This window comes from Snodgrassella sp. ESL0304 (assembly GCF_013344995.1).
In the GTDB taxonomy this organism is placed as follows: domain Bacteria; phylum Pseudomonadota; class Gammaproteobacteria; order Burkholderiales; family Neisseriaceae; genus Snodgrassella; species Snodgrassella alvi.
Window position 1 is genome coordinate 23,684 of record NZ_JAAEDR010000006.1, and the last position, 15,817, is coordinate 39,500.

At 38.2% G+C, this 15,817-nt stretch carries 7 protein-coding genes; all 7 read right to left on the minus strand.

The genetic code is table 11. The annotated features are described in order from the left end of the window. Positions 1-274: 274 nt before the first annotated feature. Positions 275-5,437: a calcium-binding protein gene (locus GYX91_RS11175; protein ID WP_174829703.1), complete on the minus strand. Its 5,163-nt coding sequence runs from the start codon at positions 5,435-5,437 to the stop codon at positions 275-277. 383 nt (positions 5,438-5,820) lie between these two features. Then, a complete protein-coding gene (locus tag GYX91_RS00820; RefSeq protein ID WP_174829727.1) occupies positions 5,821-6,441 on the minus strand; it encodes a hypothetical protein in 621 nt (206 codons plus the stop codon). A 447-nt stretch (positions 6,442-6,888) separates the two neighbouring features. Beyond that, positions 6,889-12,093 carry a calcium-binding protein gene (locus GYX91_RS10995; protein WP_238791296.1) on the minus strand — a complete coding sequence of 1,735 codons (5,205 nt, stop codon included), beginning with the start codon at positions 12,091-12,093 and terminating at the stop codon, positions 6,889-6,891. Positions 12,094-12,500: 407 nt separating this feature from the next. After that, a complete protein-coding gene (murA, locus tag GYX91_RS00855; protein ID WP_084547387.1) occupies positions 12,501-13,760 on the minus strand; it encodes a UDP-N-acetylglucosamine 1-carboxyvinyltransferase in 1,260 nt (419 codons plus the stop codon). A gap of 39 nt (positions 13,761-13,799) precedes the next feature. Further along, positions 13,800-14,048, minus strand: coding sequence for a BolA family protein (locus GYX91_RS00860; protein ID WP_025329856.1), 249 nt, complete (start codon positions 14,046-14,048; stop codon positions 13,800-13,802). Positions 14,049-14,102: 54 nt separating this feature from the next. Then, entirely contained in the window at positions 14,103-14,864 is a 762-nt protein-coding gene (locus GYX91_RS00865; RefSeq protein WP_174829704.1) for an ABC transporter permease, read from the minus strand. Then, positions 14,861-15,781: an ABC transporter ATP-binding protein gene (locus GYX91_RS00870; protein WP_025329858.1), complete on the minus strand. Its 921-nt coding sequence runs from the start codon at positions 15,779-15,781 to the stop codon at positions 14,861-14,863. The genes GYX91_RS00865 and GYX91_RS00870 overlap by 4 nt, the downstream gene beginning before the upstream one ends. Positions 15,782-15,817 lie beyond the last annotated feature (36 nt).

The following is a 15,817-nucleotide window of genomic DNA, read 5'->3' on the forward strand; positions in this document are numbered from 1 at the left end:
TTTTATTCGGAAAGCCTTTAAATAATTAAATTAGAATAAAATCTGCCTCGGTTATATATGTGTTTTTATTTATATAATTTCAAATATTTTAAGTTAGTAAATATTAATCGTAGGTATTTTTTATCTGCAGAAAAAAGATTAATTAAATGGCAGCTAAGCTATCAATACCAATAAAGATATAATTCAAAAAAAATTATCACAATAAATATTGAATAAATAAAAAACGGCTACCGAAATGATATTCGGTAGCCGCTTTAATTAAATCATCTATGATTTAATTACCCCAATAGGCAGCAAAATTATTTTGCTGAACAAATTGTTGTATCTGATCTGGCATGCCGGAAAGAGAACTATCCTGTCTGGCGGTAAAACCGGACATAGCCGAAGCCAGTTGCTGAGCCTGAGTGGCTACAGCCGGACTTTCATTTGCTACAGGAGTAGAATTTCTGGTCAATAAATCACGGTTAAGTACACTTTTTGAAGTTAGACCATAGCCGGATTTACCGGTTTGGGCAGACAAGTAATTTCCTTTAATAATATCTTGATAGCTGATGGTTTTATCATCAAATATAAAGTTGAAAGAATGGGCTCGTGCACTATAATCAAAGTATCTACTTAAAGTTACAGAATCATCAGTACCATATGCCCGCACGATCAGATCATAACCGGAACGGCTAAATACAGCATTGGTAAGATTTGTTCCCTCAAAAACAATATCATTATATTCCCTGGATATATCATTCCCCCTATCATCGATAATATCCTGTCCATGACCACGCTGAAACAGATAACGATCTTTTTCATAAATACCACCATCCAGATAATCGTTACCGGCACCGCCATTCAGTATATCAAAGCCATTGCCTCCATACAGGTAATCATCGCCGTTACCGCCATTCAGAATATCATTTCCGTCTTTACCATTTAGAATATCATTTCCATCATCACCATTCAAAATATCATCTTTGTCTTGACCATATAGCTTGTCATTACCATAACCGCCACTAATAATGTTTTTGCCCTTCCAGCCATTAATTGTGTCATTACTGCTATCACCATAGGTAATATAGGTGTAATAATTCTGAAAATCTTGATAGGTGATAATTCTATCTTCAAAAATGAATTTATATGCATTATAATTGCCATCATGGAAATAATCATTAATAGTAACAGAATCATTCGAGTCATAGGCATGAATAATCAGATTTTCGCCAGAGCTGGTAAATACGGCATCAGCAAACTTAGCACCTTGGAAAACAACTTCATTAACATCATCGAAGGGATAGCTATCTTGAATAATGTCTTGCCCGTGTCCGCGCTGAAATAAATAACGGTCTGCGGAATAACCACCATCAAGAAAATCATTACCGGCACCGCCATTCAGGATGTCATTGCCACCGTCACCATACAAACTATCATTGCCATCACCGCCATTCAGAACCTCATCCACATTTCTACCTACTATGCCGATCAGAATGTCATTACCGGCACCGCCATTCAGAATATTTTTACCGTCTGCCCAGCCTGTGATTATGTTATCAGTATCATCACCATTTGCAGTAAAAGTAAAATTATTTCTGATATATTGATAATCAATGGATTTATCGTTAAAAATAAAATTGAACGCGTTAGTAGAATTATTAGTAAAATAGTCAGTCAGGGTAACAGAATCCTCAGTTCCATAGGCACGGATAATCAAATCTTTGCCAAAACAGGTAAAAACTGCATCGGCAAAATTGGCACCTTCAAAAACGATATCATCAATCTCATATGATTTATAATTATCTCCAGTATCATTGATAGTGTCCTGTCCGTGTCCGCGCTGAAACAGGTAACGGTCTTTTCCTCTGCCGCCTCCACTCAGGATATCATTACCGGTACCTCCGTTCAGTATGTCATAACCAATACCGCCATTTAAGATATCATTGCCATTACCGCCATTCAGGATATCATTGCCGTCTTCACCCCATAAGATATCGTTGCCATCATTTCCGTTCAGAGTATCATTGCCACTTTGTCCGTATAGAGTATCGTTACCCATACCTCCGTTCAGAATATCGTTACCATTGGTACCTGTTACTGTTTTATTGATATTCTCCGTGGGCGTAAAAGTGTAATTATTTTTAATATATTCATAATCGATAGTTTTATCTGTAAAAATAAAATTAAAAACTTGATAAGAACCGGAATTAAAATAATTAGTTAGCGTAACGGAATCATTTGAGTGATAAGCATGTATGATTAAATCTTTCCCGGAACGGGTAAAAGTGGCATCAGTAGAATAGGCATCTTCAAAGATAACGTCGTTATATAAGGTGTGGCTACTATTATATTCCCCAAAATCATTAATAATATCCTGTCCGTGACCATACTGAAACAGGTAAGTGTCTTTTTCATTATAACTACCGTATAGGAGGTCATTGCCTGCACCTCCGATCAGGACATTAGAACCACTGCCACCATATAATTTGTCATCGCCATCACCGCCATTAAGAATATCGTTACCGTTTTCTCCGTTGAGTTCGTCATCGCCATCATCTCCATTCAGAACATCATCTTTGTTTTGCCCATATAGAAAATCATTACCGCCACCACCGCTAAGAATATTTTTACCATCCCAGCCATAAATTTTGTTATTGGTATTATCGCCAGTAGCGGTAAAAGAATAATTATTATTAACAAGGTCGGAATAAGTAATTACTTTGTCATCAAAAACAAAATTATAGACATGATAACGATCTACATTATTATAAAAATAATTATTTATAGTCACGCAGTCATCGGTACCATAGGCATGGATAACCAGATTATTGCCAGAACGGGTAAACACTGCATCTGCAAAATGTGCCCCCTGAAAGATCACTGTATCTGTTTCCACGGCTATGCCCATATAATAACTTTCTTCGATGATATCCTGTCCGTGTCCGCGCTGAAACAGATAAGTGTCTTTTTCATTGCCCCCACCATCAAGAATATCATTGCCTGCACCACCATTGAGGATATCCGAACCTTTACCACCATCTAATCTATCGTCGCCTGCACCACCATTAAGAGTATCGTTACCCTCATGTCCACCTAAAGAGTCATCGCCGTCATCGCCGTTTAAAATATCATCTTTTTGATTTCCATATAGAATATCATTACCGGCGCCACCATTTAAAATATTTTTGCCTTCCCAGCCATTTTCCCAGTTTCTACGACTATCACCTATAAAAGTAAGGGTAAAATTATTTACTATATATTCATAATTAATAGTTTTATCATCAAAGATAAAATTAAAAGCCTGTTTATTGCTACCGAGAAAATAACCATTTATAGTAACAGAGTCATCAGAACCATAGGCATGGATAATCAAATCATCTCCATATCGGCTGAATGCAGTATTGGCTGAATAGGCTCCTTTAAAGATAAGATCATTACTGTTTGCTGTATCACTGGCAAAAACCCCTCGACCGATAATGTCTTGTCCGTGTCCTTTTTCGAACTGAAAAATGTCTTTTTGTCCGCCTCCTCCATAGAGTATGTCATTACCCGTCCCGCCGCTAAGAATATCATTACTACCATCACCATATATTGTATCGTTGCCGGCACCACCATTCAGAATATTTTTGCCTTCCCAGCCTCTAATAATATTATTTTGATCATTGCCGTTAGCTGTAAAGGTATAATTATTTTTGAGATATTCATAAGTGATCGTTCTATCATCAAAGATAAAATTAAATGCGCGACTGTCTAACCTACTATCTATTTTACTATTTGCGCTACTGCCTAATATATAGTCAAAATAATCAATTAAGGTTACAGAATCATTTGAACCATAGGCACTGATAATCAGATTATTGCCAGAGCGGGTAAAGACAGCATCCGCAGATTTCGCACCCTGAAAGACAAGGTCATTAATTGCAGAAGTCTGATTAGGTTTACTCATATCGTTAATAATGTCCTGTCCGTGCCCTTTTTGGAACAGGTAACGATCTTTTTCAAAATCTCCGCCATTAAGAATATCATTACCGGCACCACCATTTAATGTGTCATAACCGTAGCCGCCATTAAGAATATCGTCACCGTTTTCTCCGTTGAGTTCGTCATTGCCATCGCCGCCATTCAGGATATCATTACCATTTCTGCCCCACAGAACATCATTACCATTACCTCCGTTCATAATATCCTTACCTACCCAGCCGATAAGGGTATTGTTACCGGCATCACCATTGGATGTAATACCATAATCGGTTTTGAGATTTTCGTAAGTGATGGTTTTATCATCAAAGATAAAGTTAAAGGCACGGCTGCTTTTATTCTGATCAAAATAATCCGGCAAAGTAACGGAATCAGTAGTGCCGTAGGCACGGATGATCAGATCATTACCGGCACGGGTAAATAGGGCATTTACTGAATTGGCTCCCTGAAAGACCAGATCATTACGTTTCTGTTGCCAGTAAGAAATGGCGTAATCATCTCCTTTATCATTGATAACATCCTGCCCATGTCCCTGCTGGAAAATATACTGGTCTTTTTCGTAATCACCACCACTGAGGATATCGTTACCAGTACCGCCATTGAGAATATCAAAACCAGTACCGCCAGTTATCGTATCATTGCCGGCACCGCCATTAAGCTCATCATTACCGGCATCGCCGTAGAGAATATCATCGCCACCTTCACCATTAAGAATATCGTTGCCATTACCTCCGTTCAGGGTATCGTTGCCGTAACCGCCGTTGAGCTGATCATTACCGGCATCGCCATAGAGAATATCGTCTCCATCATCGCCGTTGATAATATCGTCGCCATCAGCTCCATTCAGCGTATCATTACCGGTACCGCCATAAAGGGTGTCGTTACCATTACCACCATTTAAGATATCATTGCCGGCTTCGCCGTAGAGAGTATCATCGCCGTCGTTGCCGTTAAGAGTATCGTTACCGTAACCTCCATACAGGAGATCTTTACCCTGCCAGCCATTAATGATATTGTCATTATTATCGCCGTTTACACTAAAGGTATAACTACTTTTCAGATTTTCGTAGGTTATCGTTTTATCATTGAAAATAAAGGTAAATGCACGGCTGTTTTTGTTATAGTCAAAATAATCATTTAAGATAACAGAGTCTCTGGAGTTATTAGTGTAAATAATCAAATTATTACCGGAGCGTTTAAATAATGCCTCAGCGGAATTGATATTTTCAAAAACAATATCATTGCGTTGTTGTTGCCAATAAGAGTCAGAACTATCATATCCCTGATCACTGATAGTATGCTGTCCATGGCCGTTTCTGAATACGTACCTGTCTTTTACCCAGTCATTACCCTGAATAAGACCATTAGTGTTTGCTGAATTCGGACTTTCTGCAAAAACTGCTGATTTCAGAGAGTTTATTTCAGTTCTTGGCTGGGAATTATTTTGCTGTCTGTATAAATTGTTTAAAGTTTCCATAATCCTGAATCTCCTTGATTAAAGTTTATATTCTTAAATAAAGTTTGCTGACTAGTCAGAATCAGCGCTAATTATGATGTTTAAGTTTTAATCATTATAAATCAAAGCTTTATGTATCATAATCTGAGTGTATATATACTCTGTATAACCGGTATAAAATTTGATTTATATCAAATAATCTATATTTTTTTAAAAATACTATGATTTTTTTATTATATAAGTATCTGTTTTTTATCAAAAATTATGCATAATTAATTTTATTTTTAATTTATTTAATATATTTATGAAATTTAAAATATGACAAATTGAATTTTAATTGCTTCGTCATGTATAAAAGGGCATATCTGGCTATATGCAGATATGCCCTTGAGTTTTACTGATGATTAGTGGTCGCTGATGCGTTTAATGATAGCGCCCACTCCGCCTAGCTTCTGTTCTATATTTTCATAGCCGCGATCAAGATGATAAATACGTTCAACTGTAGTTTCACCACTGGCCACCAGACCGGCAAGTACCAGACTGGCAGAAGCGCGTAAATCGGTAGCCATAACAGTTGTACCGGATAATTGTTCCACACCTTCCACAATTGCAGTATTACCTTCAGCGGATATCCGGGCACCCATGCGATTAAGTTCGGGTACATGCATAAAACGGTTTTCAAAAATGGTTTCCACTACTTTACTGTTACCGCTGGCAATACTATTCATTACCATAAACTGTGCCTGCATATCGGTTGGAAATGCCGGATAGGGGAGGGTGCGGATATCGATAGCTTTGGGACGCTGTTGCATGTCGATGCTGATCCAGTCTTCACCGGCTTCAATAATTGCGCCGGCTTCACTGAGTTTTTCCAGAATGGCCTGCATGGTTTTAGGTGCAGCATGTTTAAGAACGACTTTGCCGCCGGTCATAGCCACTGCACACAAAAAAGTTCCGGCTTCTATGCGGTCGGGAACGATACGGTGACTGCATCCGTGTAACTTTTCTACACCGGTATAGTATATGTAATGATATTTTTATTGCAGGTAAAGTATTATGTAAATCTTAAATAATAGCCTGATTATATGAATTATTATAACTTAGTAATAACCAGCTAATCATGACCTATTCACTGCAATTACTCCGAGGAATGTACTTATGTATTGCTCTTAATACTAAACTAAAATAGCTCTACCAAACGATTTTAAAGTTTAATTTATTAGTGTTATATCCTACTGAAACAGTGATATTGTTCAGAACATGAATGGTTGAATTATGTTGAAATTGATTGATATGATTTATAGCATAAACACAATTTATCACAAGATTGCTTTGTCTTTATGATATTTGAAATTGCTGCTTGATAGTACATAATATTATATTTATTGATAATATAAAATATATCAAATAATTATGAAATTATAAATAGCCACCGAACTTTATTTCGGTGGCTATTTAGAATAATAAACTACTTAATTATTCCAAGATGTGGCAATAATGTTGCTCTGATTAAAATGTTGAGTTTGATCAGAATTTACCAGTGATCCATTTTGCGAAGACGTAAAATTAGACATGGCCATTATTAAATTTTGTGCCTGAGAAGCCAAAATATTGTTTCTACTTGGAGTATTGTTAAAAGCAGAAATATTATAATTTTGAGTGCCGTTTAGGTGAATTTCAATTGAACGCACATAAATATGCACATCTTTAGATGTGAAGGATTTATCTTTAAAGACAAAATTTTCGATGGCGTAAGTGTCACTATAGAAGAAGTCGGTGACGCGGATAGAATCTTCTTCGTTATAACCATAGATAATTAAATCATAGTTATCTTTGCGGAATTTGACTTCGTCAGAATTAACATCGGTAAACTGGATGGTATCAGTACCTTTGATATCATAAATTTTGTCCTGTCCATGACCTTTGGCAAATACGTAAGTATCATTTCCCTCACCACCTACCAGATAATCATTACCGGCTCCTCCGTCGAGTAAATCGTCGCCGCCATAAGCGTAAAGAGAATCATCACCGTCACCGCCGTTGAGCACATCATTGCTATTACCGGTAGTAATGGTATCGTTACCATCGCCGCCATAGATAATAGCCCGGCCATTTTTTAAGGTGATGGTATCATCACCAGTAGTGCCATAAAGCACCATACCTTCTTTACGTAAATCATCCAGAGTGAAGGATTTATCTTTAAAGACAAAATTTTCGATAGCGTAAGTATCATTATAGAAGAAGTCGGTGACGCGGATAGAATCTCCTTTGTTATAACCATAGATAATTAAATCATAGTTATCTTTGCGGAATTTGACTTCGTCAGAATTAACATCGGTAAACTGGATGGTATCAGTACCTTTGATATCATAAATTTTGTCCTGTCCATGGCCTTTGGCAAATACGTAAGTATCATTTCCCTCACCACCTACCAGATAATCATTACCGGCGCCTCCGTCGAGTAAATCGTCGCCGCCATAAGCGTAAAGAGAATCATCACCGTCACCGCCGTTGAGCACATCATTGCTATTACCGGTAGTAATGGTATCGTTACCATCGCCACCATAGATAATAGCCCGGCCATTTTTTAAGGTGATGGTATCATCACCAGTAGTGCCATAAAGCACCATACCTTTAGTCCGTAAATCATCCAGAGTGAAGGATTTATCTTTAAAGACAAAATTTTCGATGGCATAAGTGTCACTATAGAAGAAGTCGGTGACGCGGATAGAATCTTCTTCGTTATAACCATAGATAATTAAATCATAGTTATCTTTGCGGAATTTGACTTCATCGGAATTAACATCGGTAAACTGGATGGTATCAGTACCTTTGATATCATAAATTTTGTCCTGTCCATGGCCTTTGGCAAATACGTAAGTATCATTTCCCTCACCACCTACCAGATAATCATTACCGGCTCCTCCGTCGAGTAAATCGTCGCCGCCATAAGCGTAAAGAGAATCATCACCGTCACCGCCGTTGAGCACATCATTGCTATTACCGGTAGTAATAGTATCGTTACCATCGCCACCATAGATAATAGCCCGGCCATTTTTTAAGGTGATGGTATCATCACCGGTAGTGCCATAAAGCACCATACCATTAGTTCGTAAATCATCCAGAGTGAAAGATTTGTCTTTAAAGACAAAATTTTCGATGGCGTAAGTGTCACTATAGAAGAAGTCGGTGACGCGGATAGAATCTCCTTCGTTATAACCATAGATAATTAAATCATAGTTATCTTTGCGGAATTTGACTTCGTCAGAATTAACATCGGTAAACTGAATGGTATCAGTACCTTTGATATCATAAATTTTGTCCTGGCCATGGCCTTTGGCAAATACGTAAGTATCATTTCCCTCACCACCTACCAGATAATCATTACCGGCGCCTCCGTCGAGTAAATCGTCGCCGCCATAAGCGTAAAGAGAATCATCACCGTCACCGCCGTTGAGCACATCATTGCTATTACCGGTAGTAATGGTATCGTTACCATCGCCACCATAGATAATAGCCCGGCCATTTTTTAAGGTGATGGTATCATTGCCGGTAGTGCCATAAAGCACCATACCTTTAGTCCGTAAATCATCCAGAGTGAAGGAGTTATCTTTAAAGACAAAATTCTCGATGGCGTAAGTGTCATTATAGAAGAAGTCGGTGATGCGGATAGAATCTCCTTCGGTATAACCATAGATAATTAAGTCATCTTTATCTTTGCGGAATTTGACTTCGTCTGAATTAACATCGGTAAACTGGATGGTATCAGTACCTTTGATATCATAAATTTTGTCCTGTCCATGGCCTTTGGCAAATACGTAAGTATCATTTCCCTCACCACCTACCAGATAATCATTACCGGCGCCTCCGTCGAGTAAATCGTCGCCGCCATAAGCGTAAAGAGAATCATCACCGTCACCGCCGTTGAGCACATCATTGCTATTACCGGTAGTAATGGTATCGTTACCATCGCCACCATAGATAATAGCCCGGCCATTTTTTAAGGTGATGGTATCATCACCGGTAGTGCCATAAAGCACCATACCTTCTTTACGTAAATCATCCAGAGTGAAGGATTTGTCTTTAAAGACAAAATTCTCGATGGCGTAAGTGTCACTATAGAAGAAGTCGGTGACGCGGATAGAATCTCCTTCGTTATAACCATAGATAATTAAATCATAGTTATCTTTGCGGAATTTGACTTCGTCAGAATTAACATCGGTAAACTGGATGGTATCAGAAGCACCCTCAATATCATAAATTCTGTCCTGTCCATGACCTTTGGAAAATATATAAATATCGTTTCCCTTACCACCTTCCAGATAATCGTTGCCATTACCGCCAAACAGGATATTATTAGAGTTATTACCAATTATGGAATCATTACCATCCATTCCAAATATAATATTATTATTTCTAATGATGTCATCATTATTCGATCCAATGTATATTCCAGCTTTTAATAATGTTTTTTGATCAATTTGATTAAACCAGTCTGTTGTTAAATTATTTATTTCGGCATATTGTATATATTGTGCAAATATTGAATTACTTTCAACCCATTCATTACGTATCTCTGGCTTGTATGCAAATAATTCTATTAAATCATTAAATGCAGTTAATGGATTTTCTTGAAATACTTTATCAAACTGAGTAGCAACACCGCTATAGTCTGCAATATACTGACTATCCTGTTTAAAATAATCAATCTGTGTAATATATTGTTTTAATCTTGTCTGAAATAATAACCCTTCATAAATTCCTTGCGCCATATTGTCATAACTTGATCTGATAGCATTCAATAAATTTTGCTGGTCAGTTTCAGTTAAGGCATAGAATTTTGAAGAAGTTTGACCTGTATAAGTATTTAAAATATTTACTTTCTTGGTCAATTCCTGAAAGCTGGCAATCCATTCATTACTCGGTGTATGTTGACCGCGATTTACCTGCCCGGGGGTAAGTCCAATGCCTTCTCCGCTGGTTATCACCCAATCTTCACTTAATGCTATACTTTTATTGATATCAAAAGCAGGGTCTGTTTTTGCCCATTCAATTATTAGTGAATCCAGTAATTTTAATTGTTCTTCTTTGGTTTTAGCCTTTGAATATTGCTCAAGAACTGATGCTAAATCTTTTGATAATGCTGCTGCTTCCCTTAGATCACGTAATCGTCCAATACCTCTAAGATTAGCTGATTGCATCTGCTCTTGAGTTAAATCTATATGATTAGTAAATTTACTATATAAACTATCATACATGAAATTGAGATCACCCATAGTACGTTCAGTACCATCTATGGTTTCGTAACTGCCTTTTTGGGCTAATATATTGCCATTTCCAAGTGCAGTATTAGTGTCTTCATATTGTAATTTGAGTGATTTTATTCCCAGTTCTTTTAATGTAAATAATTCATTTTCCTGACTAATGCCATCCTGATTTAAATCGCGCCAAACTTTCAGCTGATTAAAGTTGACATCTTCATCGTTAATGATACCATCGCCATTACTATCAAACTCACTTAATGCTTGATAACCATTAGTGGCTTTTGAGCCATCTGAAAGAATAGTTCCGTCGCCAAAAAGTTCACTACCGTCATTAATAATTCCATCACCATTACGATCAACTACCAGAAAACCATCATCAGGTTTAACCCAGCCGGTCGCTGTCTGTATACCACTTTTATCATGGTCAAACATAGCACCTTTAAAACCACCAGCAGCAACAGTTTCAATTCCATCACCGTCTAAGTCTAATACCAGCGGATCATAGAGATGGTATTTCCCATCCCGATTTAAATGTTGCCAATCACCAAAATTAGGTAAATCACCATTCCAGCCTGTTTTATCGTATACAAAACCGAAAAAGGGATCAAATGCAGGTTCATTGGGGTCAAGTCCAAGTTTCTCTCCTACATTAAAATAATCCCATAACCAGTTTATTCCCATACCCACTCCAAAACCTACACCTGCTGCTATAACTGCCGGAGCTGAGGCTCCAGCAGCTGCTGCAATAGCCCCAGCAGCAGCTGCTGCAGCCATTGAGCCTAGGATCGATACTCCTGTTTTGGCAATTTGATTTGCATCATTACTGTAAAGAGCCTTTCCCATTTTAGCTATTTTAAATAGAGAACCTAACATACCCATACTATCTTTGATGCCATAGCTGCCTATATCATCAGGAATATATGTTGGTTTCATTTGATTATAAATATTGTCAAGCGATGGTTCTAAAGTATTAAGAGCCTGAGTACCGATATCTTTAGAAAGTAATCCTTTTGAGGTAAAATTATTCAAGCCGTCTATAACTTTTTGGCTGCTATTCATAGCCATTTGCTGATAGGCATTCTGATTTGCTAAAGCTTTAGTATATTCATTACTTTCATTATTTTCTGACTTATATTTAGCAACCTGATTTGCATAATATTGAGCTTTAGCAAGATTTATATTTTTCTCAAAATTGTTACTTACTATTTCGACAAGTTGCTGACGCTGTACGTCTGATAATTCAGTTTCATCATACGTATATTTTATATATTCATTAATAGTATTTTTCAGAGTATTAGAAATAATTGTAGGTTTATCAGGCTGAAAACAAGTTTTAATTTCATTCCATAATGAATTAATTTCATTATCAGAAAGATTAAATGATTGTTCGGAATTTTTATTAAAGTTTTCCATAAGACATGTCTCAGGTGGTTGAAAAATATATACGGTATTGCGAAAGCAGAATAAATAAAATTAACAAAATTATTTATATATGTTACAAATAAATAACTTTAATTTACATATAAAATTCATTATATATATTTTTTTTATATAAATCTAATGCTTATGTTATTTTTATAAAAAATGTAAAATTTTTTTTATATTTAGGTATTTTGAAAGTACAGGATATAATTTATTTAAAATTGCATTTCAAATTTCAATTGAAGTATATTTTTATAAGTTAAATTAAATTTATAAAATTTAAAATATTATTTTTATATTAATTTATTAGATTTATTAATTCAATGTTTCTAAAGTATAAATATAAATAAACAGAGCTATTTAGAAATTTCTAAATAGCTCTGTTTGATATATATCAATTAGTGGTCATTAATGCGTTCAATAATTGCGCCTACTCCGCCTAGCTTCTGTTCTATATTTTCATAGCCGCGATCAAGATGATAAATACGTTCAACAGTAGTTTCACCACTGGCTACCAGACCGGCAAGTACCAGACTGGCAGAAGCGCGTAAATCGGTAGCCATAACAGTTGTACCAGATAATTGTTCCACACCTTCCACAATTGCAGTATTACCTTCAGCTGATATCCGGGCACCCATGCGATTAAGTTCGGGTACATGCATAAAACGGTTTTCAAAAATGGTTTCCACTACTTTACTGTTACCGCTGGCAATACTATTCATTACCATAAACTGTGCCTGCATATCGGTAGGAAATGCCGGATAGGGCAGGGTGCGGATATCGATAGCTTTAGGACGCTGTTGCATGTCGATGCTGATCCAGTCGTCACCGGCTTCAATAATTGCGCCGGCTTCACTCAGTTTTTCCAGAATGGCCTGCATGGTTTTAGGTGCGGCATGTTTAAGAACGACTTTGCCACCGGTCATAGCCACTGCACACAAAAAAGTTCCGGCTTCTATGCGGTCGGGAACGACACGGTGACTGCATCCGTGTAACTTTTCTACACCGGTAATGGTAAGAGTAGGTGTACCTATTCCCTGAATATTGGCACCCATTTTAACCAGACAATCGGCAAGATCGGTAACTTCCGGTTCCATGGCAGCATTTTCCAGAATAGTCGTTCCGTTTGCCAGTGTTGCTGCCATTAACAGATTTTCTGTGCCGGTTACAGTAACCATATCCATAACAATATGTGCACCTTGCAGACGTTTTGCCCGGGCTTTGACATAACCATGCTCAATACTGATTTCTGCTCCCATGGCTTCAAGCCCTTTGAGATGCTGGTCTACTGGTCTCGATCCGATGGCACAGCCTCCGGGCAGGCTGACCTGAGCCTCACCAAAGTGTGCCAGTGTGGGACCCAGTACCAGAATAGATGCACGCATGGTTTTAACCAGGTCGTATGGTGCACAGGTATTATTGATACTGTTACAGTTTATTTCAAATTCCTGAATATTATCTGTAAGTACACGTGCTCCCATGCCCTGTAACAGTTTTTGGGTGGTTTTAACATCACGAAGCATGGGCACATTGGTCAGATGCAGGGTATCACGAGTCAGTAAGGAGGCACATAACAAAGGTAAAGCGGCATTTTTAGCGCCGGAAATAACAATTTCACCGTGTAATGCGCCGTTAGCACGGATTTTTAATTTTTCCATATGGATTCTCAATTATGGCAATAGTGTCTGTTTGCCGGATTAATGCTGTTTGACAGCCCATTCGTCAGGAGTGGCGGCAGTGGTAATGGATAGTGCATGTAATTCATTACTGGCAATCTGCTGCGCTAGCCCGTCTTTAATCATACGATGGCGTGCCAGCCGGTTTTTTCCGTTAAAGGCACTGGATACAATCCGGGCAAAGAAATGATGACCATCGCCTTCAACCTCAAGATATTCACAGGGCAGAAGGTTTGCAATCATGGTTTTAACTTCTTCTGGTGTTAACATAACGGGCTCCGGAATAGTTATTAGTAAGGCCGCTATTATAGCGTTTTGCTATGTCTAATTGCGTAATTTCCAGCCTGATTTCAGGATGCCGCAGACAAGAATACACAAAACGATAGCAAAGCTGCCGACTACCGTTAGTGCAAGCCAGGGAGAGGCATCACTCTGACCGAAAAAACCAAAACGGAAGCCGTCAATCATATAAAAAACCGGATTGAAATGGCTGAGTGAGCGCCAGAATTCAGGCAGACTGTTGATGGAATAGAATACACCAGACAGAAATGTTAAAGGCATGATAAGAAAGTTCTGAAAAGCGGCCAGTTGATCAAATTTTTCTGCAACAATGCCGGCAAGTAAGCCAAACATACCCATAATGGCACATCCGAGCAAAGCAAATGTTATTATCCAGCCGATATGATGTGGCATGGATAATCCGAAAAAAGCCGTTACTGCTATGACTCCAATACCTACCATCAGTCCGCGCAGGATGGAAGCGCCGACATAAGCGCAAAAAAAAGCAATGGTACCCAATGGCGGCAACAGAATAAATATCAGATTACCGGTAATCCGTGACTGAATCAGGCTGGAAGATGAGTTGGCAAAAGCATTTTGCAGCATGGACATCATAGCCAGGCCCGGTATCAGAAATACATTGTAACTGACTCCCGGTAATATATCAGGACGCCCCTGCATTACATGAGCAAATATCAGCTGATACAGCAAGGCGGTGAGGATAGGAGCAGATAAAGTTTGAAAACCTACTTTCCAGAATCGCAATACTTCTTTTTTAAAAAGGGTGTAGCAACCAATTGTATTCATTTTGTGCCTTTCGCATGGTCACTGGTCAGGCGCAGAAAGACGTTTTCCAGATCGTTTTCCAGAATATTCAGATTGATAACGTTAATTCTCTGAGTCTGCAGAATTTGTAATAAGGCTGTTAGCTGGTTGTAGTCAGCGAGTTTGAGCAGATAATGGTTATTATCATCTTCTTTAATCAGATAATGACGTAAATTATCCGGTAATGTTTGATCTGTAGTTAATGCCAGCCGTAATTCTGTTTCGGTATCCAGTAAGTTGCGTGTGCTGTCCAGTGCAACAATTTCGCCATGTTTCAGCATGGCGATGCGATTGCATAATGATTGTGCTTCTTCCAGATAATGTGTGGTTAGAATAATGGTATGGCCGTCTGTATTCAGCCGGGTAATAAACTGCCACAGATTCTGACGTAATTCTACGTCTACTCCGGCTGTGGGTTCGTCCAGTACGATAACAGGCGGCCGGTGTACTAAAGCCAGAGCAACCATAACACGGCGTTTCATCCCGCCAGACAGATTACGTGTGTTTGTATCGGCTTTATCTGTCAGTCCGAGACCGGCGATAATTTCATCTATCCAGTCATCGTTATTACGCAGACCAAAATAGCCGGACTGAAACTTCAGTGCTTCACGTACATTAAAAAAAGGATCGAAAACCAGTTCCTGCGGAACGACACCCAGAAGTTTACGGGTAGTGTTTGCTTCCAGTTGTACATCATGACCACAAATGCTGATTTGTCCGGAAGTCAGGCGGCTTAGTCCGGCCATTGCGGAAATGAGAGTAGTTTTGCCGGCACCGTTAGGGCCGAGTAAACCAAAAAACTCACCGGGCTGGACGCTAAAGCTGACACCTTTTAAAGCAGTAAAACCATTAGCATAGGTTTTTACTGCTTGTTTAATACAAAGAGCAGGGGAAGTCATAAAATTGAATATTTGTGAGGTTATAAGTAATATTTG